The organism is Mycobacteroides saopaulense (assembly GCF_001456355.1).
Classification (GTDB): domain Bacteria; phylum Actinomycetota; class Actinomycetes; order Mycobacteriales; family Mycobacteriaceae; genus Mycobacterium; species Mycobacterium saopaulense.
On record NZ_CP010271.1, the window covers coordinates 4,196,515 to 4,218,796 of the forward strand.

Annotated in this window: 25 protein-coding genes; 16 read left to right on the plus strand and 9 right to left on the minus strand. The window is 65.3% G+C overall.

Features of this window, described 5'->3' with window-relative positions:
- The 4 genes from MYCSP_RS20910 to MYCSP_RS20925 all read left to right on the plus strand — a co-directional run bounded on the left by MYCSP_RS20910 (position 1) and on the right by MYCSP_RS20925 (position 1,947).
- Positions 1 to 747, plus strand: a complete 747-nt coding sequence (locus MYCSP_RS20910; RefSeq protein WP_070911866.1) for a succinate dehydrogenase/fumarate reductase iron-sulfur subunit — start codon at positions 1 to 3, stop codon at positions 745 to 747.
- A 13-nt stretch (positions 748 to 760) separates the two neighbouring features.
- Entirely contained in the window at positions 761 to 1,369 is a 609-nt protein-coding gene (locus MYCSP_RS20915; protein WP_083014295.1) for an SRPBCC family protein, read from the plus strand.
- A gap of 74 nt (positions 1,370 to 1,443) precedes the next feature.
- Complete coding sequence (locus MYCSP_RS23365; RefSeq protein WP_070911864.1) at positions 1,444 to 1,599, plus strand: hypothetical protein; 156 nt, start codon at positions 1,444 to 1,446, stop codon at positions 1,597 to 1,599.
- A gap of 81 nt (positions 1,600 to 1,680) precedes the next feature.
- Complete coding sequence (locus MYCSP_RS20925; RefSeq protein ID WP_070911863.1) at positions 1,681 to 1,947, plus strand: ArsR/SmtB family transcription factor; 267 nt, start codon at positions 1,681 to 1,683, stop codon at positions 1,945 to 1,947.
- A gap of 8 nt (positions 1,948 to 1,955) precedes the next feature.
- Here MYCSP_RS20925 and MYCSP_RS20930 read toward each other — a convergent pair whose 3' ends face one another.
- Positions 1,956 to 2,432, minus strand: coding sequence for a winged helix-turn-helix transcriptional regulator (locus MYCSP_RS20930; RefSeq protein WP_088414995.1), 477 nt, complete (start codon positions 2,430 to 2,432; stop codon positions 1,956 to 1,958).
- An 89-nt stretch (positions 2,433 to 2,521) separates the two neighbouring features.
- Between MYCSP_RS20930 and MYCSP_RS20935 the strand changes: the two genes are divergently transcribed.
- Both MYCSP_RS20935 and MYCSP_RS20940 read left to right on the plus strand, forming a co-directional pair.
- Positions 2,522 to 3,217, plus strand: coding sequence for an SDR family oxidoreductase (locus MYCSP_RS20935; protein WP_088414997.1), 696 nt, complete (start codon positions 2,522 to 2,524; stop codon positions 3,215 to 3,217).
- A gap of 34 nt (positions 3,218 to 3,251) precedes the next feature.
- Positions 3,252 to 3,686 (plus strand): tautomerase family protein, encoded by a 435-nt coding sequence (locus tag MYCSP_RS20940; protein ID WP_083014291.1) that lies wholly within the window; start codon positions 3,252 to 3,254, stop codon positions 3,684 to 3,686.
- Here the strand turns inward: MYCSP_RS20940 and MYCSP_RS20945 are convergent.
- The gene (locus MYCSP_RS20945) at positions 3,683 to 4,171 is read right to left on the minus strand and encodes a flavin reductase family protein (protein ID WP_070911860.1); all 489 of its coding nucleotides are present in this window, start codon (positions 4,169 to 4,171) and stop codon (positions 3,683 to 3,685) included. The genes MYCSP_RS20940 and MYCSP_RS20945 overlap by 4 nt on opposite strands.
- A gap of 28 nt (positions 4,172 to 4,199) precedes the next feature.
- On the opposite strand from MYCSP_RS20945, the gene MYCSP_RS20950 reads away from it, so the two are divergent.
- Positions 4,200 to 4,997, plus strand: coding sequence for a crotonase/enoyl-CoA hydratase family protein (locus MYCSP_RS20950; RefSeq protein WP_070911859.1), 798 nt, complete (start codon positions 4,200 to 4,202; stop codon positions 4,995 to 4,997).
- Between the two features lie 70 nt (positions 4,998 to 5,067).
- Here MYCSP_RS20950 and MYCSP_RS20955 read toward each other — a convergent pair whose 3' ends face one another.
- Together MYCSP_RS20955 and MYCSP_RS20960 are read right to left on the minus strand one after the other, a co-directional pair.
- A complete protein-coding gene (locus MYCSP_RS20955; RefSeq protein WP_070911858.1) occupies positions 5,068 to 5,379 on the minus strand; it encodes a hypothetical protein in 312 nt (103 codons plus the stop codon).
- 87 nt (positions 5,380 to 5,466) lie between these two features.
- A complete protein-coding gene (locus tag MYCSP_RS20960; protein WP_162266389.1) occupies positions 5,467 to 6,432 on the minus strand; it encodes an isopenicillin N synthase family dioxygenase in 966 nt (321 codons plus the stop codon).
- Between the two features lie 108 nt (positions 6,433 to 6,540).
- On the opposite strand from MYCSP_RS20960, the gene MYCSP_RS20965 reads away from it, so the two are divergent.
- Positions 6,541 to 8,304: a serine/threonine-protein kinase gene (locus MYCSP_RS20965; protein WP_088415001.1), complete on the plus strand. Its 1,764-nt coding sequence runs from the start codon at positions 6,541 to 6,543 to the stop codon at positions 8,302 to 8,304.
- Here MYCSP_RS20965 and MYCSP_RS20970 read toward each other — a convergent pair.
- Positions 8,301 to 8,870: a DinB family protein gene (locus tag MYCSP_RS20970; RefSeq protein WP_083014287.1), complete on the minus strand. Its 570-nt coding sequence runs from the start codon at positions 8,868 to 8,870 to the stop codon at positions 8,301 to 8,303. The genes MYCSP_RS20965 and MYCSP_RS20970 overlap by 4 nt on opposite strands.
- 249 nt (positions 8,871 to 9,119) lie before the next feature.
- Between MYCSP_RS20970 and MYCSP_RS20975 the strand changes: the two genes are divergently transcribed.
- The 3 genes from MYCSP_RS20975 to MYCSP_RS20985 all read left to right on the plus strand — a co-directional run bounded on the left by MYCSP_RS20975 (position 9,120) and on the right by MYCSP_RS20985 (position 12,722).
- Positions 9,120 to 10,955 carry an acyl-CoA dehydrogenase gene (locus MYCSP_RS20975; RefSeq protein ID WP_070912046.1) on the plus strand — a complete coding sequence of 612 codons (1,836 nt, stop codon included), beginning with the start codon at positions 9,120 to 9,122 and terminating at the stop codon, positions 10,953 to 10,955.
- Between the two features lie 97 nt (positions 10,956 to 11,052).
- Positions 11,053 to 12,006 carry an alpha/beta hydrolase gene (locus MYCSP_RS20980; RefSeq protein ID WP_083014285.1) on the plus strand — a complete coding sequence of 318 codons (954 nt, stop codon included), beginning with the start codon at positions 11,053 to 11,055 and terminating at the stop codon, positions 12,004 to 12,006.
- Between the two features lie 32 nt (positions 12,007 to 12,038).
- On the plus strand, positions 12,039 to 12,722 hold the full coding sequence (locus MYCSP_RS20985) for a DUF1361 domain-containing protein (protein WP_083014283.1): 684 nt from the start codon (positions 12,039 to 12,041) through the stop codon (positions 12,720 to 12,722).
- A 17-nt stretch (positions 12,723 to 12,739) separates the two neighbouring features.
- On the opposite strand, the gene MYCSP_RS20990 is transcribed toward MYCSP_RS20985, so the two are convergent.
- Entirely contained in the window at positions 12,740 to 13,183 is a 444-nt protein-coding gene (locus MYCSP_RS20990; RefSeq protein WP_083014281.1) for an AAA family ATPase, read from the minus strand.
- Between the two features lie 38 nt (positions 13,184 to 13,221).
- On the opposite strand from MYCSP_RS20990, the gene MYCSP_RS20995 reads away from it, so the two are divergent.
- Positions 13,222 to 14,715 carry a molybdopterin-dependent oxidoreductase gene (locus MYCSP_RS20995; protein WP_088415002.1) on the plus strand — a complete coding sequence of 498 codons (1,494 nt, stop codon included), beginning with the start codon at positions 13,222 to 13,224 and terminating at the stop codon, positions 14,713 to 14,715.
- On the opposite strand, the gene MYCSP_RS21000 is transcribed toward MYCSP_RS20995, so the two are convergent.
- Both MYCSP_RS21000 and MYCSP_RS21005 read right to left on the minus strand, forming a co-directional pair.
- Positions 14,716 to 15,846, minus strand: coding sequence for an NDMA-dependent alcohol dehydrogenase (locus MYCSP_RS21000; RefSeq protein WP_088415004.1), 1,131 nt, complete (start codon positions 15,844 to 15,846; stop codon positions 14,716 to 14,718).
- Entirely contained in the window at positions 15,847 to 16,872 is a 1,026-nt protein-coding gene (locus MYCSP_RS21005; protein WP_088415006.1) for an oxygenase MpaB family protein, read from the minus strand. It lies immediately after the preceding gene.
- Positions 16,873 to 16,949: 77 nt separating this feature from the next.
- Here MYCSP_RS21005 and MYCSP_RS21010 point away from each other — a divergent pair, with 77 nt between their 5' ends.
- Positions 16,950 to 17,573 carry a TetR/AcrR family transcriptional regulator gene (locus MYCSP_RS21010; RefSeq protein ID WP_234809122.1) on the plus strand — a complete coding sequence of 208 codons (624 nt, stop codon included), beginning with the start codon at positions 16,950 to 16,952 and terminating at the stop codon, positions 17,571 to 17,573.
- Between the two features lie 218 nt (positions 17,574 to 17,791).
- On the opposite strand, the gene MYCSP_RS21015 is transcribed toward MYCSP_RS21010, so the two are convergent.
- Positions 17,792 to 19,117, minus strand: coding sequence for an acetyl-CoA C-acetyltransferase (locus MYCSP_RS21015; RefSeq protein WP_088415008.1), 1,326 nt, complete (start codon positions 19,115 to 19,117; stop codon positions 17,792 to 17,794).
- Positions 19,118 to 19,227: 110 nt separating this feature from the next.
- On the opposite strand from MYCSP_RS21015, the gene MYCSP_RS21020 reads away from it, so the two are divergent.
- From MYCSP_RS21020 to MYCSP_RS21030, 3 genes are all read left to right on the plus strand, one after another.
- Complete coding sequence (locus tag MYCSP_RS21020; RefSeq protein WP_070911847.1) at positions 19,228 to 20,586, plus strand: 3-oxoacyl-ACP reductase; 1,359 nt, start codon at positions 19,228 to 19,230, stop codon at positions 20,584 to 20,586.
- 2 nt (positions 20,587 to 20,588) lie between these two features.
- On the plus strand, positions 20,589 to 21,431 hold the full coding sequence (locus MYCSP_RS21025) for a MaoC/PaaZ C-terminal domain-containing protein (RefSeq protein WP_070911846.1): 843 nt from the start codon (positions 20,589 to 20,591) through the stop codon (positions 21,429 to 21,431).
- A gap of 250 nt (positions 21,432 to 21,681) precedes the next feature.
- Positions 21,682 to 22,248, plus strand: a complete 567-nt coding sequence (locus MYCSP_RS21030) for a TIGR03086 family metal-binding protein (protein ID WP_083014269.1) — start codon at positions 21,682 to 21,684, stop codon at positions 22,246 to 22,248.
- Positions 22,249 to 22,282: the final 34 nt, after the last annotated feature.

Below are 22,282 nucleotides of genomic sequence, written 5' to 3' on the forward strand. Positions count from 1 at the left end.
GTGAGCTACGACGCGCACCTCCGGGTCTGGCGAGGCGACGACGACGGCGGTGAGCTCATCGACTACACCGTTCCGGTGAGCGAGGGCGAGGTGGTGCTCGACATCATCCACCGCATCCAGGCCACCCAGGCCTCGGACCTGGCGGTGCGCTGGAACTGCAAGGCCGGCAAGTGCGGCTCCTGCTCGGCCGAGATCAACGGCCGGCCCCGGTTGATGTGCATGACCCGGATGTCGACGTTCGACGAGTCCGAGACCGTCACCGTGACACCGCTTCGCGCCTTTCCCGTGATCCGCGACTTGGTCACCGATGTGTCGTTCAACTACCAAAAGGCCAGGGAAGTCCAGTCGTTCACGCCTCCCGAGAACCTGAAGCCGGGCGAGTACCGGATGCAGCAAGAGGACGTGGAACGGTCGCAGGAATTCCGCAAATGCATCGAATGCTTCTTGTGCCAGAACACCTGCCACGCGGTGCGCGATCACGAAGAGAACAAGAAGGCCTTCGCCGGGCCGCGCTACCTGATGCGCGTGGCCGAACTCGAAATGCATCCGCTCGATGTCGCCGACCGGCGCGAAGTGGCGCAGGAGGAACTTGGCCTGGGCTATTGCAACATCACCAAATGCTGCACCGAGGTATGCCCCGAGGGCATCCACATCACCGACAATGCGCTGATCCCGATGAAAGAACGCGTCGCCGATCGCAAGTACGACCCGATCGTGTGGTTGGGCAACAAGCTATTTCGCCGTTAGCTAGGTTGTCGCGATGGAAACCTGGCTGGTCATCGTCATCTCCATTGCCGTTCTGGCAGCGGCGGGCGCCCTTGCGGGCCTGATCCTGCTGGCGATTCTGGCCGCGGGCGGCATCTCCGCAGCGCGATTCAACCTCACCCCGGTGGCGGCCGACCAACTGCGCGAGTACCTGGACTCCGAGGCCTCCTTCGCACTCTCGGTGCAGCGTGACTTCTTCAACCCTCCCGAGCAGGTGTTCAAGGCACTTCTGGACGAGCGATTCATGAGCTGGACCCCCTTCACCAGGGGCGTGGACTACGCCGGTACGGCCCTGCGCGACGTGGGGACCAAGCGCGCACTGGTCAATACCTTCGTCGTGCTGGCCGAGCAGATCGTCGTCAACGAGCCCGGGTACGCGCTGGGTGTCACCGCGACCGCGTGCTCTGTTCCGCTGGTGCTCGACTCGGCCGCAGAGGTCTTTGAGGTGGCCGACAACGGAACCGGCGGCACGCGGCTCACCTGGCATGTGGGGGGCACCCCCCAGTGGGTGGGTTGGCTCCCGCTGCGTCTGGGTGCACCCCTCGTGCGTCCCATCGCCAAATGGCAGCTCGGCAAGCTCCGTTCGATCATCGGGCACCGCTGAGCTCCAAGTAGTCGGCCAGGACTTTGTGACTGGTTGCCAATGCCCATTACTGGCGATGCGGGCAGCATCGGAATATGGGTGACACCGTGAGCGTCGCGGATATCCGTACCGCGATCAAAGAACTCTCGTTACGTGCCGATCTCGCCGAGCGCGAAGGTCGCGACGACGATGCACGGGAGATTCGCGATCGCGTCCGTGCGTACCAAGAAGAGCTCGCCAAGCGCCCCTAGGCTGCCCCGCCCCGGGACGCAGTTTTTACAGCTGCCCTATATGTAATTGCATCTATATAGATGTAATGCGATACTCGAAGTATGGACGCCTTCGAAGCGGTCGCCGAACCCAACCGACGGATCCTGCTCGATGCGCTGGCGGGTGGCGAATGGACCGCCGGGGACCTCGTTGCGACACTGCCCGGCCTCACACAACCCACCGTCTCGCGGCATCTGCGCGTATTGCGTGAGGTGGGGATGGTCGACGTCAGGGCGGACGCACAACGGCGGATTTACGCGCTGCGAGCGGACGGCCTGATCCCGATCGATCAGTGGATCGACCCGTACCGGCACTTCTGGAACGGGTGAGCCCGGCCTCAGCCAGCCGCGGGACGGGCGAAGCGAACCTCAATTCCGTCCGCCGACACTGCCTGACCAGGCTGCGAGGTCACCTCGACCCCGATTTCCCGACCGGTCTTCTTGTCGATCAACGTCAACGGCTTACGGCCGTCCTGTAGGTACTCGTCCCCCCACTTGAGCAGGGCCAACAGCACAGGAAGCAGATCCTCACCCATTCGCGTCAAGACATACCCGTCACGCTCGCGTTGACCCGGCTCCCGATAAGGCACCTTCTCGACGACGCCCGCGGCTTCCAGCTGCTTGAGGGCGCGCGACACCGCGGGGGCCGATACCCCGATGCGGTCGGCGAATTCATCGAATTTCGTCGAACCATAGAAGCATTCGCGGACGATCAAGAATGCCGTCTTGGTGCCGAGCAGGTCCAGTGCCTTCCCGATAGAACACGCGTCGGTGTTCCAGCGGGACCGGTCCCGCAGTAGGCGCTCGAACTCCATGCTCACCTCGCCATTGTAACTAACGCTTGCGTTATCCAGCTAGTCCGGCTAGCGTTCTGACTAACGTATTCGTTAGTTAGGAGATGGGAATGATCGAGAACAAGGTCGTGCTGGTCACCGGGGGACGCCGCGGGTTGGGTGCCGCCCTCGTCGACGAGGCGCTGAGCCGGGGAGCACGCAAGGTCTACAGCACCGCACGGGCACCGTTCGAGGATTCCCGCGAGCAGGTGGTCACCAAACAACTCGAGGTTTCCTCCGAGGCTTCGGTCGCGACCCTGGCCCACGATCTGACCGATGTCGAGATCGTGATCAACAACGCCGGAGTGCTGCATCCCGACTCACTGCTCAGCGGCGACTTCGACAAAATCGATGCGACGTTCCAGACCAACGTCTTTGGCCCATTGCGGGTCGTGCGGGCATTCGCGCCCATCCTCAAGGACAACGGCGGCGGCGCGATCGTGAACATCCATTCGGTGCTCTCCTGGTTGGGCGGCGCGGGTGCATACGGGGCGTCCAAGGCAGCCATCTGGTCGGTGACCAACACGCTGCGCCTGGAGCTGGAGGCACAGCACACCCACGTGCTGGGCGTGCACGCTGGATTCATCGACACCGACATGGTCACGGCGCTGCCCGTACCGAAGACACCGCCGGCGGTGATCGCGGCACGCATCATCGACGCGCTGGAGAAGGGCGACAACGAGGTGCTGACCGACGAACTCACCGTCCAGATCAAGTCTCAGCTGGCGGGCCCGGTGGAGAACCTCGCCTACCGCCCAGGCCACTGACCACTACCCGGCCAAACGAACCCAAGGACCCGACATGCCGCTATGGACGATCTATCACACGCCAAATGCGTTTTCCGACAACGAGAAATCTGAACTCGCCAAGAGCATCACCGAGGTCTACGTCGCCGTGGGACTACCACGGTTCTACGTGGTCACGGTGTTCAAACAGATCGAATCGGCCGACTTCTACGTGGGCGGCGAAAGGACCGAGGCCGCCGTGCGGATCGTCGTCGATCACATCGCGCGCACCCTGCCCGACAAGGCCGGGCGCGAGCGCATCACCCGGCATCTCGGCAGCGTCCTGAAGCCCCATCTCGACAAACCGGGCCTGCATTGGGAGTTCCACATCGACGAGACCAGCGAGGAACTCTGGATGATCAACGGGCTGGTTCCGCCCCCGATGAACTCGGCAGCGGAACTGGAATGGGCCCGGACCAATCGGTCCGGCCCGTACGCCGTACCGGTCTAACCCAGCAGCTTGCGGAACTTGCTGCGGTGGAACACGATCGGCGCGACGGATGAATGCACCGTCAACCCGTGAATGTTCAGGATGACGATCGCATGATCACCGGCGGGCACCTCGGACTCGATGGACGTCTCGATCCAGGCCGTGGTGCCGCCGATGAACACCGCACCGGTGTCGGTGGTGGAGGTATCCAGTCCGGCGAACCGGTCCCCGGTCTTGGCCGCCAGGGTGCGCGCGGCGTCGTCATGCGCCTCCCCCAGCACGCTGATGCCGAGGCGGGGAGCCACTCGCAGATTGGGCCATGTGGTCGAGGAGTTCTGTACGCAGAACGCCACCAACGGTGGATCCAGGGACACCGGCACGAACGTGCTGGCCGCCAATCCGGTTCGCGTACCGCCGATCTCTGCGGCAATGGCAACCACGCCGGTCGGGAAGTGCCCGAACGCCTCCCGCAGCGTCGCCGCGTCCAAAGTGGTATCGCTCGTCATAACTGGATGTCACCTCTAGTCTTGCTTCATGACGTCACATGTGACCCTACGCGTCGATGGACAGGTAGCTCGCGTCACCTTGTCTCGGCCCGAGAAGCTCAACGGCCTCACCATCGACATGCTGGGCGGGCTGACCGCCGCCGCCCGCCATATTGCCTCGGACACCTCGATCCGCGTGGTGGTGTTGTCCGGTGAGGGGGACGCATTTTCTACCGGACTGGATTTCGCGGCCGCCGGCAAGGACCCGGCGCGCGTCGTCGCGAACTTCATTCCGCTCCCATGGCTGGGCACCAATGGTTTTCAGGAGGCGTGCTGGGCGTGGCGCCGGCTGCGCATCCCGGTGATCGCCGTCATCCACGGCCGTTGCTACGGCGGCGGGTTACAGCTGGCACTGGCCGCGGACTTCCGGTTCACCACGCCCGACGCGGAGTTCTCGATCCTGGAAGCCAAGTGGGGCCTGATCCCCGACATGTCCGGAAGCGTCACGCTGAGTCAATTGATCGGAATCGATACCGCCAAACGGCTCACCATGACCGGTGAGATGTTCGACGGCTTCTACGCCAAGGAGATCGGGCTGGTCACTCAGGTGAGCGCCGATCCCGAGGCCGACGCATCCGAACTCATCGACCAGATCCTCATCCGATCTCCCGATTCGGTGGCCGCCACCAAGACCCTGTTCGACAGGGCATGGTCGATGGTGCCGCGCCGCGCCTTCGGCCTGGAGCGTCGTCTACAGCTGCGGCTCATGCGCGGAGCCAACTTCGCGATCGCACGCAAGGCGGGCATCGAGAAGACCGAACCCCAGTTCAAAGCCCGCAGCATCTAGCGCGGGTGAGCGACAGGAGCGCCAGAGCGTTGCCTAGTCGATCACCTGCCGAGTGATCTTGTTTCGCTCGCTAGGCCGCGGGTACGCAGTCGCGAAGCTCCGGCGCCATGCCGTACGGCCCCCACATCTGCCGTTCCGCGTCTTGACGCGCCTCGCCCTCGTTACTTCCGCGGCCAATCACCGTGCCCGCCCACTGCTTCATCCCGAATCCCATACCCGGCATGCTGCCTGGCCCAAACCCAGGGGGACCGAAGTTGTTATTGGCATACACCTGGCACTGGACCGCAACCGGGCCGTCTCCGGGAATGGCCGACGCAATGGGCGCAGCGAACACGGATGCCGCCAAACCGAACCCCACCGCCACCGAACAGATCGTTCGCATGGTTCTCCTCCTCAGTATGTGGAAATAGTTTGCCACAATCCGAGTATTACCCGCACTACTGGTTCGCGGAGCAGAACCGAAGGATCGCTAGCCCCCGCGGTGCCCGTGCGCCGCAGCCACATCCGGGTGGGCACGCAGCCGGCTCTTCCAGGCGTTCTCGCCATACGTGGCGTGGATGGGATCGCCAGGATCGGCACGGATCCCCCGGGCGCGGTCCCGAAGTTGCGGTGGCAGCTCCAGTGCCGGGATGTGCGCGTCCAGCCTCGGGTTGAAGAAATAGGCGACCGAAATCCGAGGCGTACCCGTCAAGGTCACTCGGTGGCGGGTGGCGCGCAGGTACCCACCACTGGCCCGTTCCAGGAGCTCACCGATGTTCACGATGAACGCGCCTGCGCGTCCGGGCGCATCCAGCCAGGTCCCGTCCACCTCGACCTGTAGTCCCCCGGCATCCGGTTCGGCCAGCAGCAGGGTCAGCACACCGGAGTCACGATGCGCGCCCACGCCCTGCTCGGTGGTGCCGGTCGCGGGATATCGGATGACCTTGATCAGCGTCGCGGGTTCGGTGCCAAATGCCTCGTCGAACACTCCACCGACTGAGCCGAGGGCAATGGCGCATTCCCGCAGCAGCTTTCGCCCCACATCCGCCAGGGCGTCGTCCCAGCGAGCCAGTGCCGTCCTCAGCTCGGGGACGGCCTTCGGCCACTGGTTGGGCCCTTGCAGCCACAGGTAATCGCGCCCCCGTACCGGCGCAGTGACCGCGCGTTCCGGCCCGACGTCGATCTGCTCGCGCCAGTCGGTGAGCCCACCGGTCAGTTCGCCGCCCAACCGGGTAAAGCCGCGGAAGTGGGGGCTGCGCACCATGGCGACGGCGTCCTTGTCCGCGTCCGGAAGGGCAAAAAGCCGGCGGGCAGCCGAGAGCACCTCGTCGACCAAAAGCGGCGAAACCCCGTGACCGGTGAGATAGAAGAACCCGACCTCATGGGCCACCTCACGCAGCGTCGCGCGTAGCTGGTGCGGATCACTCGACAGGTCGACAACGGGAAGCTCACCCACAACCCCATGGTCCTCGACAAGCACCAAAGGGGCCACGGTCTTGACCGCCATGAGGAAATATCCCAAGTACGATGGCCAAACCGTCGGGCGAGAGGGACGCGCAGGGGAATGACGTCATCGGAGAGGCCCTCACCGGGTCCGGGTAGCCAGCACGCCGGGGACCTACCACCGGGGACGGTCATATCCGGGTACCAGATAGAGCGTGTCCTCGGCCGCGGCGGCATGGGGACCGTGTACCTGGCCTCGAATCCGAACCTGCAGCGTTCCGAGGCACTGAAGATCCTCAGCGCCCAGGCTTCACGGGACCCCGCGTTTCGCGCACGGTTCATGCGGGAGGCTTCACTGGCCGCGTCCCTGGACCATCCGAACATCGTCACGGTGCACAACCGCGGCGAAACGCCGGAGGGCGATCTGTGGATCGCCATGCAGTACATCCAGGGCAGCGACGCGCACTCGGAGTCCGTGAACGGACGCATCTCCCTGACCCGGGCGGTTCACATCGTCAGCGAGGTGAGCAAAGCGCTGGACTATCTACACACCCGCGGGCTGGTGCACCGCGATGTCAAGCCCGCCAACGTCCTGATTTCCGAGGGTGATCGCCGAATCATGCTGGGCGACTTCGGTGTTACTCGGGCGCTCGACGACAGCAACACCGTCACCTCGGCCGGGAACGTCACCGCCACCATCGCCTACGCCGCCCCGGAGGTGCTGTCCGGCGCGGCAGTCGACGGCCGCGCCGATGTTTACGCCTTGGGCTGCACGCTTTTTCGAATGCTGGCGGGTCAGCCTCCGTTCGGCTCCGGCGCCTCGCTGCCCGCGATCATCAACGCCCACCTCTCCGCGCCTCCACCCCGGATATCCCAGTTCGCCTCGGTTCCCGAATCGATGGATGCGCTGATCGCCAAGGCGATGGCCAAGAATCCCGCTGATCGGTATCAAAGCGCCGGAGAGTTCGCGCTGGCCGCCCAGCAGATCCTGGCCGACCCGGCCCAACATCGGCAGACGGTGACTCAACCCGTACCGACCACGACGCCTCGCCCCCTCGCGCAGACCGCCGCGCCCCTTGCGGTGGCGGACACGGCGCGGACATTGAGCAAGCACAAGCGAATTGCGGCCATTGCGGGTGCCGCCATCCTGCTCATCGCATCGGCTGTCGTTGCCGTCGTGATCTGGCCTCGTCACGACCGCGGAACACGTCCCGGCGCCCATTCCGCGCCCAGCCCCTCCAAGGTGAAGCCCGGCGAATCATTGGCCGGGCAACCCAACTCCATCCTCGACACTTTGTTGCCCGGACAGTTCGACTATCCGGACGGGTGGGAGAAGAACCCGGCGCCCACCTTCAAGTCCGGCGAGTTCAATCCGGCGGTGCCGCCCGGTTCGGCCACCAGCATCGGCGGAACTCCCGTGGGCTGCAACACCATTGACCCGGCCTGGACCTTACGTTCCAAAGATCGCGAGACGTCGACGCTGTATCTGCGCGACCGCAAGAAACCCGAGCGCGAGATCCTGATCAGAATCGTCCCGGCAGCCGAAGCCCTCTCTGCCGACGGCGCGTCCGACACGTTGAAGAAGTGCGACGCCATTGCTTACACGATCCCCGGCGGCAGCACCACATGGCGATGCTCGTTCGAATTCGACGAGCCGGCCCCGGTCCAGGACGGCCAAAAGGAGCTCACCACAACGGAAACCTGTTTCATGTTTCCGTCAGGGGCAAACGGAGTTCGTCAGCACGTGTCGTTCAATGTCGTGCGCGGACTGCTCGTGTACATCCTGGCCAGCGGCGCGTCCAACCGGAACGACGCCGCCGGGTCACTCAGCGCCACCGCGCTGAATTTCGCGACCACCATGAGAATCCTGCGCTACGGCCGCTAGCCCTTGGGCGTCCAGGGCTTGAGCCAGTCCGTCGGCTCCCAGCCCTCAGCGGCCGCCAGGAGCTCGTACGTGGTTGCGCCATCGATGGATTCACGGACGATGTCCGCGTGCCCCGCATGCCGGGCCAGTTCCTCGATGAGGTGCAGCGCCACCCATCGCACATTCCACGCCTCGACATCCTTGGGAAACCACGGTGCCGACGGAACGGGTACGGGTGTTTCCAGCCCCTTCTCCTTGATCGCGGCGAGTGTGGTCGCGCTCTGCACGGTGAATGCCGCCAAGGCGCCGGCGAGTGTCTCGTCCTCACGCAAGAGGAACTCGTCGTCGGCCCGCTGACGGTCGGGTCCCGCACCGGGCGCAGCGAGAATCTTGTCCGTCCAAGCCGCCTGCATGTTGGTGACATGCTTGATCAACCCACCGACGGAGAGGGTGCCGGCGGTCGGGGTCAGGCGGGCCTGCTCGTCGGTCAATCCGAAGGCCACGATCCGGAACGCGTCTTGCTGCTGGGCGATGTACTCGATCAGCCCGTCCAACTCATTCGCAACGGGCGGGGGCATGGCGGGCATACGAGGTTCCTCTCATGGGCTGTGAGCTGGCACGCACAAGCCAACACCACCGGTCTGACATCACTCGCCCAAATGCGAAAAAACCAGCCCTGACCTGCGATATCGAATTGTGATCACAACCACAAGGCCAGGACTTTTGTCACACGGTACTCGGCGGTATAGTTCAGTTGTTACCGGTGGGTAACTTAATCAGAAGTAAGAACCCAACCGAATATCAGAACAGCCCCCAAAGAAAAGGCAATGACGCACATGGGCCACTACAAGTCGAACGTCCGCGACCTGGAGTTCAACCTCTTCGAGCTCTTCAAGATCCAGCAGGTATTCGGCGGCGAGGAATTCCCCGAGCTGGACGAAGACACCGCTCGTACCTTCCTTGCCGAGATGCGCACCCTCGCCGAGGGCCCGCTGGCCGACTCGTTCGCCGAGGGCGACCGCAACCCACCGGTCTTCGACCCGGAGACCCACTCGGTGGCCATCCCCGAGGCTTTCAAGAAGTCGGTCAAGGCCATCACCGAGGCCGGCTGGGATCGCGTCGGTCTGCAGGAGGAGCTCGGCGGCACCCCCGTTCCGCGCGCGCTGTCCTGGGCCATCCAGGAGATGATCCTGGGCGCCAACCCGGCCGTCTGGATGTACAGCGGCGGCGCCGGTTTCGCTCAGATCTTCTACAACGTGGCCACCGATGAGCAGAAGAAGTGGGCCGAGTTCGTCGCCGAGCGCGGCTGGGGTGCCACCATGGTGCTCACCGAGCCCGACGCCGGTTCCGATGTGGGCGCCGGACGCACCAAGGCCGTCAAGCAGGACGACGGCTCCTGGCACATCGACGGCGTGAAGCGCTTCATCACGTCGGCCGACTCGGACGACATGTTCGAGAACATCATGCATCTGGTGCTGGCCCGCCCCGAGGGCGCCGGCCCCGGCACCAAGGGTCTGTCGCTGTTCTTCGTGCCCAAGTTCATCCCCAACTTCGAGACCGGCGAGCCGGGCGAGCGCAACGGCGTCTTCGTCACCAACGTCGAGCACAAGATGGGCCTGAAGGTTTCGGCCACCTGTGAGCTGAGCCTGGGACAGCACGGTGTTCCCGCCAAGGGCTGGCTTGTCGGTGAGGTGCACAACGGCATCGCGCAGATGTTCGACGTGATCGAGCAGGCCCGCATGATGGTGGGCACCAAGGCCATCGCCACCCTGTCGACCGGCTACCTGAACGCGCTGGAGTACGCCAAAACCCGCGTGCAGGGTGCGGACATGACCCAGCTGACCGACAAGACCGCCCCGCGCGTCACCATCACGCACCACCCGGACGTGCGCCGCTCGCTGATGACCCAGAAGGCATACGCCGAGGGCCTGCGCGCGCTGTACCTCTACGCCACCACCTTCCAGGACGCCGTTGCCGCCAAGACCATCAACGGTGTCGAGGCCGAGGATGCGGTCAAGCTCAACGACCTGCTGCTGCCGGTCATCAAGGGTGTGGGTTCCGAGCGCGCCTACGAGAAGCTGACCGAGAGCCTGCAGACCTTCGGTGGTTCCGGCTTCCTGCAGGACTACCCGATCGAGCAGTACATCCGCGACGCCAAGATCGACTCGCTGTACGAGGGCACCACGGCCATCCAGGCCCAGGACTTCTTCTTCCGGAAGATCGTCAAGGACCAGGGCAAGTCACTGGCCTACGTCTCCGGCCAGATCGAAGAGTTCGTCAAGAGCGAGACCGGCAACGGCCGCCTGAAGGCCGAGCGCGCACTGCTCGCAACGGCTCTGGAGGACGTGCAGGCCATGGCGGCGACCATGACCGCCAACCTGATGGCCGCCCAGCAGGAGATCACCCAGGTCTACAAGGTGGGCACGGCCTCCGTGCGCTTCCTGATGAGCGTCGGCGACCTGCTGATCGGCTGGCTGCTGCAGCGTCAGGCCGCCGTGGCCATCGAGGCCCTGGATGCCGGTGCCACCGGCGCCGACAAGTCCTTCTACGAGGGCAAGATCGCGGCTGCCTCGTTCTTCGCCAAGAACATGCTGCCGCAGCTGACCTCGACGCGGGCCATCCTGGACAACGTCGACAACGACATCATGGAGCTGGACGAAGCCGCCTTCTGATTCGTCGATCACGAAGCCCCCGTTCTCCCGCTGGGAGACGGGGGCTTCGTGCATTCCGGGGTACCGCCGTACTCAGACGACACATAGGGTTGCCCGTATGCCTCGCTACTACCGCGACCAACAAGCCTGGAAAGACCTCCAGATGTTCCTGCCCGAACGGCTGCGTCTCGACGAGTCCTCGGTGCCGCAGGAGGAGTTCTGGGAGTGGCGCGGCAACCAGGTGCATCTGGACCGCTACGCCGATTCCGCGGCGTCGGTGAAGGTGGTGCTGCTGCACGGCGTCGGCACCAATGGCCGCCAGATGTCGCTCATCCTCGGTGCTCCGTTGGCGCGCAGGGGCTTCGAGACCATCGCCATCGACAACCTGGGCTACGGCCTGACCGACGTGGCACCGGGCACGGTGCCGGGGTACGGCGACTGGGTGGATCTGGTGGTCGACTACCTGGAGTACGAACGGCGCCGCGACGTGCGCCCCATCGTGCTGTACGGGCTCAGCGCCGGCGGCATGCTGGCCTACCACGTGGCCGCGAAGGCGCCCCGCGACACGGTGCGTGGCATCATCGGCATGACGTTCCTGGACCAACGGGTGCGCAAGGTGGCCGACGGCACCGCCCATGATCTGCTGACCGCGCGGGTGGGCGTGCCCTTTCTGCGGCTCGCTGCCAAGACCCCCGCTCGGCGGGTCCGCTACCCCATGTGGCTGGCCGCGAAGATGAGCACACTGGCCAACAGCCGGGCGGCCATGAAGGTCTTCATGAAGGACCGCACCTCCGCCGCCAACTGGGTCAGCGTGAAGTTCCTGGCCGACTACATGAGCTACGCCCCCGCCATCGAGCCCGCCGATTTCGACGTGTGTCCGATCATCCTCACCCAGCCCGAAGAGGACCGGTGGACCCCGTACGAGTTCAGCAAGCCGGTGCTCGATCCCATCACGCAAGTTCCGGTGACGGTGGTGCCGCTGGAGGGTGCAGGGCATTACCCCCTGGAGGATCCCGGACTACAACAGCTGGAAGAAGCGGCCGTCGGGTTCATCCGGGCCGTCGCCGGCTGACGTCTACGGCCACCTTCGGGCAAACTTGACGGATGACCGAAGCCCGACGTGCCGTGCTGGTTCTTTCACTGGTCGCAACCAGCCTGCTGACCTTCCTACTCGGCGTCACCGACCCGGCCGCCCCCATGTTCTATCCGACGCGCTTCCTCATCTGGAATCTGTTCCTGGCGTGGCTGCCGGTCTTCGCCGCGCTGGCCTTTTCGGCGGTCCGGCACAAGATCTGGCTGATTCCGATCGGGCTGGTGTGGCTCGCCTTCTTGCCCAACGCGCCGTACCTCGTCACCGACCTGGTGCACCTGATCGACGGCATCGCGTTCTGGCGGCACGTCCTGCAGTACGGTGTGGCGGCCTGGACCGGAATCGTTCTCGGGGTCGTGTCACTGCGGTTGGTGCACAGGAGAATTCAGCGCGACTTCGGCGTCGTCACCGGGTGGATGGTCGTCGTCGTCTCGGTGGGCCTGTGCGCCGTGGGTGTGGTGATCGGACGCTTCCAGCGCTGGAACTCGTGGGACCTGATCCACCGCCCCGGCGCCGTCGCGGCCAGCACCCTGGAATGGGTCAGCTCCCCGTTCGCGTTTGTCGCACATACCGGAGTCGCGGTGGCCGTCGCCGCGTTCTTCGGGCTCGCATATCTGACCGTCTGGTCGCTGTCCCCACCCGACACAAGCGCCGAGATGACATCCACGCGGGGAAATCTCGCGACAACACCCACATAGATGTCATCTCGACAGCGTCAAAGGAGCACTAGCTTCGCGACGCGGTCGGCCAGCTCGGCCACCGGACGGCGCCCGTCCAGTTCCACGGAGGCGCTGTCGCGCAGCAGGGGTTCGACCTCCTCGGTGTTCCGCGCTATCTCGGTTCGCTCCGCCGCGGTGCTGCCATACGGATTGTCGGTGCGCGAGCTCACGCGTGCGATCGCCACATCCAGCGGCACGCTGAGCAGCACCACGTGGCCGAACCGGTCGTAGAAATCCACCTGGTTGTCCGTTGTGCCGGACACGATGACATCGGGATGCTGGTCGAGCAGAGCCGTCATCCGCGTCGCGTCCCAACTCCCATCGGCCAGGGTCCAGCCGTCATAGTCGGTATCGACGGTGCGAAAGCCGCGACGGGCCAGCTCGTGGAGCAGCGTGGTCTTCCCGGTTCCCGACATGCCCGTCACCAACACGCTCGCCATGCCTCGACGTTACCGGCACGTGGGTGCACAGTGGACGCATGAGCGGTGCACCCCAACGGATCATCGCGGGCTTGATCGCCGCAGTGGCCGCACTCGCGGCCGGGCAACTGGCTGCCGCCGCCGTGGCACCGGATTCCGCGCCCTTCTTCGCGGTGGGGAACACGGTCGTCGACCACACGCCGGCCGCCGTGCGCGAGTGGGTGATCGGGGTCTTCGGCACCTCTGACAAGGCGGTGCTGTTCGCGTGCCTATCCGCGATCATCGCCCTGCTCGCGGCGGCGGCCGGTCTGCTGGAGCGCGAGCGGCGATACGGCACGGCCATCATCGCGGCACTCGGTACCTTCGGTGCGATCTCCGCCGCGACCCGCCCGACGGGAGAATTCAGCTGGATCTGGCCCTCGGTGATCGCGGCCGCGGTGGGAGTGCTCGTGCTGCGCGCGTTGGTGGCCCGTGCCGACACCCAGGATGCACCGGATCGGCGCAGGTTCTTCGGGGCGGCAGCGATTTTCGCGATCGGATCGGCAGGGGTCTACTGGCTCGGCAGCCGCTGGAGCAAGGGCGCCGTCGTCGCCGAGGAACGCCGGGACGCCGCGCTGCCCGCACCCGTGGCACCTGCCCCTGCCCTACCCGCGGGCATCAACGTCAAGGGTGCGGTGCCCTACATCACCGGCAACGCGGACTTCTACCGAATCGACACCGCATTGCGGGTGCCCCAGGTGTCCACCGCCGAGTGGCAGCTCAACATCCACGGCATGGTCGACCGTCCGCGCACCCTGACATGGGCAGACCTGAACGCCATGGCGGCGACCGAACGCGCCGTCACCCTGACATGCGTCTCCAACGAGATCGGTGGGGACCTCATCGGCAACGCCATGTGGACCGGCTTTCCCATCAAACCGATTCTGGAATCCGTTGGTGTTCACGCAGATGCGGACATGCTGATGTCCACGAGCGCCGACGGCTGGACGGCGGGCACTCCCCTCGACGTGCTCACCGACGGCCGCGATGCCATTCTCGCCGTCGCGATGAACGGCACACCACTGCCCGTCGAGCACGGTTACCCCGTCCGCCAGGTGGTACCCGGGCTGTACGGCTACGTGTCCGCGACCAAGTGGGTTGTCGACTGGGAGATCACGCGATTCGACAAGGCGCAGGCGTACTGGACGGTCCGCGGCTGGTCGGCGCGCGGCCCCATCAAGACGGGCTGCCGCATCGACACGCCTCGGGTCGGCGATCGGCTGGGCACCGGCATCCAGATCGTGGCCGGAACGGCGTGGGCACAGCATCGCGGAATCGCGAAGGTGGAGGTACGGGTCGATGACGGTCCGTGGCAGCCGGCGCAGCTTGCCCCGGAGTACTCCGTGGACACCTGGCGGCAGTGGTGGTTCGGCTGGCAGGCAACACCGGGTGAGCACATCATCACCGCACGCGCGACGGACGGCAGCGGCGCGGTGCAGACCGATCAGATCGCATCGCCGGTGCCCGACGGAGCGACCGGATACCCGAAACGCCTCGTGACCGTGGCGGCCTGACTAACCGAATTCCACGATGCTGCGAATATTCCTGCCCTGCTTCATATCTCGATATCCCTGTGCAATATCGTCAAGAGCATAGGTGCGGGTCACCATCTCATCGGTCTTGAGCTGGCCGCCGGCGTAAAGACTCAACATGGACGGCACCGCCTCGAACGGGCTCCAGTTGCCGTAGATCACGCCCTTGATGGTCTTCTGCATCAACGTCACCATGCTCAAATCCAGCGACACCTTCTCGGGCTGGAAGGCGCCCATGCTGGTCATGGCCACCGTGCCGCCCTTGCGAATGGATTCGACTGCATCGCTGAGGTTGTCGGGTTCCATGCGTCCCACCGTGATCATGGTGGAGTCTGCGCCCTGGCCGTTGGTGTAGGAGCGGGCCCTCTCGGCGGCCTCGTCCATCGTCGCGAAGACCTCGGTGGCACCGAAGACGGGCGCCACCTCGCGTTTGTAGGCCACCGGATCCACCACCAGGATGTTGGCCGCCCCGGCATGCGCGGCGCCTTGCACCGCCGCCGCCCCGACTCCGCCCAACCCCATCACGATCACCGTGTGGCCGGGTTTGACCCCCGCGGCATTGACGGCAGTGCCCCAACCCGTTCCCATCGCACATCCCAACAGGCACAGCCGATTCAGCGGCAAGTCCTTGGGCACCTTGTACGCCGATTGCACCGAGACGGTGGTGTACTCACTGAATGCCGAGAGCCCCAGCTGCTGGCCGCAGGGCTGTCCGTCCAGGCGCATCCGGTAGCTGGTCGGGTCGTCGAACCTGGATCCGGTGAGCGCGTATGCGCCCGCGTCGCAGAGCTGTTGCATCCCACGCGAGCACCACAGACAGCGCCCACATGCGGGCAGAAAGGTCAGCACCACGTGATCGCCGATGTCGAATTGTGTTGTGCCCTCGCCGACTTTCTCGACGACACCGGCGCCCTCGTGGCCACCGCACATCGGCAGCATCTCTACCGGGAAGTCGCCGGTGGTGATGTGGTCATCGGAGTGGCATAGTCCCACGGCCACCATCCGGACCATGATCTCGCCGGGGCGCGGATCCTCCACTTCGAGCACACACGGTTCGTATTCCCCTGGCGCACTGCGTAGAACGGAGGCGTGAGACTTTCGATAGGTCGTCATTCACTGCCCTCGCCGAGCGCGGCGGACGGAGGTCGGTTCGCCCTTGTCGTGTGCCGCGAAGTCCGTCAGCTCTCGACCTCGCATGGTGTTGATCACCCGCTGGTGTCTGCGCGCGTAATAGGCGAGCGGCGAATAGGTGAGGCGCTCGGGCAGGACTCGGTAGGCGATCCGGTAGGCCGCGAAGAAGCGCTTCAGAAGTCGCTCGTCGCGCCGTGACCATTGGACGCCGAGGATGTCGCGGACCCGCTGATCCATGGCACCAAAGGTCAGGACGAAGAAGAGCCGGGACGAGGGCACCCGCGCCGGCTTCAGCGCGCCGGTCACCACGTCCGACGGAATCCACGCCGGCATCCGACGCACCAGCGGTGAGTCCGCGACGGCAGCCAGCGGATCGACCAGCTTGCTCAAGTTCTCCGCGATTGCGGGATGGTTGACGAGCACCTTGTCGACCATCCGGTCGTAGTACTCCCCGAATTCCGCACGCGTCCTGGGGTATCCGCGCTCGGGGACTTGAGTGATGCGGGCCAGCAGCCGGTTGTCCTGAAACAACTTTTCGTCTTCCGCATCGGTGAGGTCCCGTCCCAGGAACCATGGCGCCGCCCGACGACCCGCCGCATACGCGGTGGCGATCACCCAGGCGTACGCCTCCGGGTCCAGTGCACTGATGTGCTTGCCCTGCCGGTCGCCGGTCTCCCCTTGCATCTGCAGCGGCCGGTGCATCGTGCGCAACCAATACCCCTGCTCGATGGCGGCCTTGCCGCCGAAGACCCATTGCTGCGTGGCGTCGAACGACCGGATCGCACGGCCCGTCGGATCCCGGTCGGCCACCGAATAGCGATCGGTCACATCGCCGATCACCGGATGCATGCCCTGCATGATGAACGCGGCGCCCACCGCGGGCAGATACAGCCATTGCCCCGACAAGGTGGCGGTCAGACCCAGTGGATCGAACAACTCCGGCACCGGTTGCGCCCAATCGCCCGTTCTCGACTCCTGCGTCGCCGCAGGCTCCACCACAGCAGTCACAACGAAACCTCCTTGTGTCGTTGCCCGAAAAGCTAACCTGAACTCCAGGTCGCATATAAGTCTTATTTGAGGGATCCATGACGGCGGAACATCGCAGTTCACAGCTACGCAAGGCGCCACAGCAGCGTCGGTCCCGGGAATTGGTCGCAAAAATTGTGGCGGCCACCGGGAAGCTGCTGCTCGCCGAGGGCCCCGATGCCATCACCACGAATCGCATCGCCGACATCACCGGTATCAGCAAGGGCTCGATCTATCAGTACTTCGGCACCAAGGACGACATCATCATGGCCGCCATCAGGGATGCCGCCGAGCGCCAGCTGCCGGCCATCCGCAGCGCGCTGACGACGCACGCACTCGCGCCACCGCACCAGATGATCGATGCCGCGATCGACATATTGATCGAGTTCACCACCCAGAATGCCGCCACGATCCGCTATCTACGCAAGAATCCCGAGTTCGCCCGTGAGGTCGAGGCCAGCTCGAGCATGCCGGTGTTGATGCAGACGATGGTCACACTGCACGTTCGGCAGTATCGCGATCAGTACTGCGCCGATCTTGAGCCCGAGACCATCGCGTGGCTGTTCATCAACTCGGCGATCGCCACCACAACGGCGTACTTCGAGACCGGCGCCCCCGTCGACCTCGAACAGCTGCGAACGGGGCTCAAGCGAACGGCGTCGGGTCTGCTGGCCGGCGCATAACGAAACCCGAGACTCCCCGAAAAATTAGGTAGCCCCGCGCCGCCGTCGGGTCGGGGGGTCGGACGGTGGCGCGAGGCTACCCATGTATCGACACCCACTCCAGGAGCGTTACACCCTCGCCGAAAAAAGTTGAAACTTTTTTTCACGACGTTCCCAGAATGCCAAAACCCCCGGTCACAGGCTTGCCGCCCATGGCCGGGGGTTTGGGATTAGGTCGCTCAGGCCTCCAGGATGGCGGTCACGCCCTGGCCTCCGGCCGCGCACACCGAGATGAGGCCACGGACCGGCTTGCCGGTCTCGGCCTTCTTCTCGGCGAGCTGCTTGGCCAGCTGGGCCACGATGCGGCCACCGGTGGCCGCGAATGGGTGCCCGGCAGCCAGTGAGGAACCGTTGACATTGAGCTTGGACCGGTCGATCGCACCGAGAGGTGCGTCCAGCCCGAGGCGCTCCTTGCAGTAGTCCGCCGACTCCCACGCCTGCAGCGTCGCGAGAACCACCGATGCGAAGGCCTCGTGAATCTCGTAGAAGTCGAAGTCCTGCAGGGTGAGACCGTTCCGGGCCAGCAGACGCGGCACCGCGTAGGTCGGGGCCATCAGCAGACCGTCGGGACCGTTGATGTAATCCACGGCCGCGGTCTCACCGTCGACGAAGTAGGCCAACACCGGGATGTTGCGCTCGGCGGCCCACTCCTCGCTGGCCAGCAGCGCCACCGAGGCGCCATCGGTCAGCGGGGTGGAGTTACCCGCTGTCATGGTGGCGTCGCCGTGCTTCACGCCGAACACCGGCTTCAGCGTCGCCAGCTTCTCCACGCTCGAGTTCGGGCGCAGGTTGTCGTCGCGGTACAGACCCAGGAACGGGCTGATCAGGTCGTCGAAGAAACCGCGATCGTAGGCAGCGGCCATCTTCTGGTGGCTGGCGGCGGCCAGGGCGTCCTGCTCGGTGCGCTTGACCCCCATCTGCTTGGCGGTGATGGCGGCGTGCTCGCCCATGGACAGGCCCGTGCGCGGCTCACCGTTCTGCGGGATGTCGACGCCGAGCGCCGCGGGCAGCTTGCCGAGCAGCTTGAGCCGGGTCACGTTGTCCTTGGCTCGACGGATCGCCAGCAGGGTGTGGCGAAGATCATCGCCGAAGTTGATGGGTGCATCGGAGGTGGTGTCCACGCCACCGGCGAGCACCGACTCGTAGCGGCCGAGCGCGATGCCGTCGGCACCGACGATGGCGGCCTGCAGACCCGTGCCACAGGCCTGCTGCAGGTCGAATGCCTGGGTGTAAGGCGACAGCGGGCTGCCCAGCACCGATTCGCGGGTGAGATTGAAATCACGGCTCAGCTTGAGCACCGCACCGGCGATGACGGCGCCCAGGCGCTCGCCCTTGAGGTTGAAGCGATCGGACGCGCCGGTGATGGCGGCGGTCAACATGTCCTGGTTGGAGGCGTTCGCATAGGCGCCGTCCGAACGTGCGAAGGGGATGCGGTTACCACCGAGAACCGCGACGCGGCGGCGACCTTGCGAAGCGTCTGACTTGCGTGCCGAGCTAGTTGCCACTTGTCTCTCCACTGTTGAGGGGGCAGGATTACCGAGCATTCTTACTCTGGAGTAAGTTCTTTGTCGAATTCACCCTAGACCAATTACGAATAACCACTAAGGAACGGCACATGTCCCCCAAGCTCACTGACGACCTGTACGCGCTGCTGGTCAACTCCGGGCCCGGCAACCTGCTCGCCGGCCGCCTGGGTATCCCGCAGCCCGAGAACCTGCGCCGCTACAAGAAGGGCCAGCCCGCACTGGCCGGGCCCGTGCTGATCGGCGGCGAGGGCCGCCTCGCCGAGCCGCTGCGCGCCGCGCTGGCCGACGACTACGACCTGGTCTCCAACAACCTCGGCGGCCGCTGGGCCGACAAGTTCGGCGCCCTGGTCTTCGACGCGACCGGCATCACCACCCCGGTCGAGCTGAAGCAGCTGCACGAGTTCTTCACCCCGCTGCTGCGCAACGTCGGCAAGTCGGGCCGGCTGCTGGTCATCGGCACCACCCCCGACAAGGCCGCCACCACCGACGAGCGCATCGCCCAGCGTGCCCTGGAGGGCTTCACCCGCTCGCTGGCCAAGGAGTTCGGTAACGGCGCCACCGTGCAGCTGGTATACCTGCACCCCGACGCCAAGACCGGTGCCACCGGCCTGGAGTCGACGGTCCGCTTCATCCTGTCGGCCAAGTCGACCTACGTGGACGGCCAGGTGTTCTACGTGGGCGCCGACGACTCCACCCCGCCCGCCGACTGGGACAAGCCGCTGGCCGGCAAGGTCGCCATCGTCACCGGTGCCGCCCGCGGTATCGGTGAGACCATCGCCGAGGTGTTCGCCCGCGACGGCGCCGCCGTCGTCGCGATCGACATGCCATCTGAAGAACTGAACGAGCTGGCCTCACGCGTCGGTGGCACCGCCCTGGCCCTGGACGTCACCGCGGCCGACGCGGTCGACCAGATCACCGCGCACGTCAAGGAGCACCACGGCGGCAAGGCCGACATCCTGGTCAACAACGCCGGCATCACCCGCGACAAGCTGCTGGCCAACATGGACGACGCCCGCTGGGACTCCGTCATCGCCGTGAACCTGCTTGCGCCGCAACGCCTCACCGAGGGACTCATCGAGAACGGCACCATCGGGGACGGCGGACGCATCGTCGGCCTGGCTTCCATCGCCGGCATCGCCGGTAACCGCGGCCAGACCAACTACGGCGCCACCAAGGCCGGCATGATCGGCATCACCCAGGCGCTGGCCCCCTCGCTGGCCGAGAAGGGCATCACCATCAACGCCGTCGCGCCTGGCTTCATCGAGACCAAGATGACCGCCGCGATCCCGCTGGCCAACCGCGAGGTGGGTCGCCGCATCAACTCACTGAACCAAGGTGGCGAGCCGGTGGACGTCGCCGAGACCATCGCCTACTTCGCCAGCCCGGCATCGAACGCGGTGACCGGCAACGTGGTTCGCGTCTGCGGCCAGTCCTGGTTGGGAGCGTAGCGATGAGCCAGCCTTCCGGGCTTCAGAACATGGTGATGGCGGCAGTGGGTGCACTGCCGTTCATCCCTCGCCCAGACGTATTGCCGTCCAGGGTTGTTCGCACCCACGGCGTGCAGATCGATCCGGCTCATGTGGCCGCGTACGCCAAGGTGACGGGTCTGTCTTTCACCGACAAGGTGCCGGTCACGTATCCGTTCGCCTTGCAGTTCCCGTCGGTGATGTCGTTGGTGGCGAGCCTGGACTTCCCGTTCCCGGCCATCGGCACGGTGCACCTGGAGAACCACATCACGCAGCACCGCGCCATCACCGCGACCGATACCGTCGACATCGAGGTGCGTGCCGAGAATCTGCGTGAGCACCGCAAGGGGCTGCTGGCCGACATCGTCACCGATGTCTCCATCGGCACCGAGACGGTCTGGCAGCAGACCATGACGTTCCTGCGCCAGCAGCGCACCAGCCTGTCGGACGGCGTCAAGCCGGAGCCGCCGAAGGCCGTCAAGCTGCCGCCGCCGAACTCGACGCTGCGGATCAGCGGCGGCCAGATTCGTCGCTACGCCTCCGTGGGTGGGGACCACAACCCGATCCACACCTCGTCGATCGGCGCCAAGGTGCTCGGCTTCCCGAAGGCGATCGCCCACGGAATGTTCACCGCAGCAGCCGTTCTGGCCAATATTCAGGGCGAGATCCCCGATGCGGTGCGTTACGACGTCAAGTTCGGCAAGCCGATCCTGCTACCCGCCGCGGTGGGTGTGTGGATCGAGAAGGACGGCAACGGCTGGGACATCGCCGTGCGCAATCCGAAGAAGGGTGACCCGCACCTGACGGGCAGCATCACGCCGCTCTGAGAAGCATCTCGCGAGGGCCCGCGACTGATAATCCGGTCGTGGGCCCTTTGCGTGGCCGGACCGGAAACACAACCGTGAGTGCCCGGCTACGAGCGACATGTTCGGGTACGACAAACGGTGTCGCTCAGAGGCGGGCACTAAGCACACGCTGGGGGACGTTCGCACTCGACGAGAGTGCGATGAGTTGTCGGATCCGGGGAGGTCTCTTCGTCATAGGGGTAGAGATCCACCTCTAGAAACAGGAGCCATCATGACCACAGCACTGCACCCGCTACAGACCGTCGCCCATGCCCGTGCCGCGCTGCACGAGGTAGTCAGCCATCTCACCGACGCGGACAACGACAAGCAGACGCCCAACGCCAAGTTCACGGTCGCCCAGCTCACCGAACACCTGCAGAACTCCATCGCGCTGCTCGGTAGCGCCGCCGGTGTCGACATCGACGTCGCCGGTGCGGGATCCGTGGCCGAGCGCATACTCGCGCAGTCACAGGCAGCCGTCGACGCCTGGCAGTCGCGTGGCATCGACGGAACGGTGACCCTGCCGATCGGCGAGTATCCCGCCGAGGTCGCCGTACGCATTCTCGGCGCGGAGTTCCTGGTCCACGCCTGGGATTACGCCGTCTCCACGGATCAGGAATTCGATCCGATGGACGAGCTCACCGACAGCGTCCTGGAGTCGGCGCGGATGATCATCCAGCCGGAGCGCCGCGACGGAGACTTCTTCGCCGACGAGGTGCCCGTATCCGATGACTCGTCAAACCTCGTGAAGCTCATCGCCTTCACCGGCCGCAACCCGGAGTGGTCACCGGCAAGTTAGCCGGAGTAATACTCACGCTGATCTCGACGGCTGT

Excerpts from the sequence above, each read along its gene's own strand:
- MYCSP_RS20915 (WP_083014295.1), top strand. The coding sequence starts at position 761 with ATGGAAACCTGGCTGGTCATCGTCATCTCCATTGCCGTTCTGGCAGCG.
- MYCSP_RS23365 (WP_070911864.1), top strand. The coding sequence starts at position 1,444 with ATGGGTGACACCGTGAGCGTCGCGGATATCCGTACCGCGATCAAAGAA.
- MYCSP_RS20925 (WP_070911863.1), top strand. The coding sequence starts at position 1,681 with ATGGACGCCTTCGAAGCGGTCGCCGAACCCAACCGACGGATCCTGCTC.
- MYCSP_RS20930 (WP_088414995.1), bottom strand. The coding sequence starts at position 2,432 with ATGGAGTTCGAGCGCCTACTGCGGGACCGGTCCCGCTGGAACACCGAC.
- MYCSP_RS20935 (WP_088414997.1), top strand. The coding sequence starts at position 2,522 with ATGATCGAGAACAAGGTCGTGCTGGTCACCGGGGGACGCCGCGGGTTG.
- MYCSP_RS20940 (WP_083014291.1), top strand. The coding sequence starts at position 3,252 with ATGCCGCTATGGACGATCTATCACACGCCAAATGCGTTTTCCGACAAC.
- MYCSP_RS20945 (WP_070911860.1), bottom strand. The coding sequence starts at position 4,171 with ATGACGAGCGATACCACTTTGGACGCGGCGACGCTGCGGGAGGCGTTC.
- MYCSP_RS20950 (WP_070911859.1), top strand. The coding sequence starts at position 4,200 with ATGACGTCACATGTGACCCTACGCGTCGATGGACAGGTAGCTCGCGTC.
- MYCSP_RS20955 (WP_070911858.1), bottom strand. The coding sequence starts at position 5,379 with ATGCGAACGATCTGTTCGGTGGCGGTGGGGTTCGGTTTGGCGGCATCC.
- MYCSP_RS20965 (WP_088415001.1), top strand. The coding sequence starts at position 6,541 with ATGACGTCATCGGAGAGGCCCTCACCGGGTCCGGGTAGCCAGCACGCC.
- MYCSP_RS20970 (WP_083014287.1), bottom strand. The coding sequence starts at position 8,870 with ATGCCCGCCATGCCCCCGCCCGTTGCGAATGAGTTGGACGGGCTGATC.
- MYCSP_RS20975 (WP_070912046.1), top strand. The coding sequence starts at position 9,120 with ATGGGCCACTACAAGTCGAACGTCCGCGACCTGGAGTTCAACCTCTTC.
- MYCSP_RS20980 (WP_083014285.1), top strand. The coding sequence starts at position 11,053 with ATGCCTCGCTACTACCGCGACCAACAAGCCTGGAAAGACCTCCAGATG.
- MYCSP_RS20985 (WP_083014283.1), top strand. The coding sequence starts at position 12,039 with ATGACCGAAGCCCGACGTGCCGTGCTGGTTCTTTCACTGGTCGCAACC.
- MYCSP_RS20990 (WP_083014281.1), bottom strand. The coding sequence starts at position 13,183 with ATGGCGAGCGTGTTGGTGACGGGCATGTCGGGAACCGGGAAGACCACG.
- MYCSP_RS20995 (WP_088415002.1), top strand. The coding sequence starts at position 13,222 with ATGAGCGGTGCACCCCAACGGATCATCGCGGGCTTGATCGCCGCAGTG.
- MYCSP_RS21000 (WP_088415004.1), bottom strand. The coding sequence starts at position 15,846 with ATGACGACCTATCGAAAGTCTCACGCCTCCGTTCTACGCAGTGCGCCA.
- MYCSP_RS21010 (WP_234809122.1), top strand. The coding sequence starts at position 16,950 with ATGACGGCGGAACATCGCAGTTCACAGCTACGCAAGGCGCCACAGCAG.
- MYCSP_RS21020 (WP_070911847.1), top strand. The coding sequence starts at position 19,228 with ATGTCCCCCAAGCTCACTGACGACCTGTACGCGCTGCTGGTCAACTCC.
- MYCSP_RS21025 (WP_070911846.1), top strand. The coding sequence starts at position 20,589 with ATGAGCCAGCCTTCCGGGCTTCAGAACATGGTGATGGCGGCAGTGGGT.
- MYCSP_RS21030 (WP_083014269.1), top strand. The coding sequence starts at position 21,682 with ATGACCACAGCACTGCACCCGCTACAGACCGTCGCCCATGCCCGTGCC.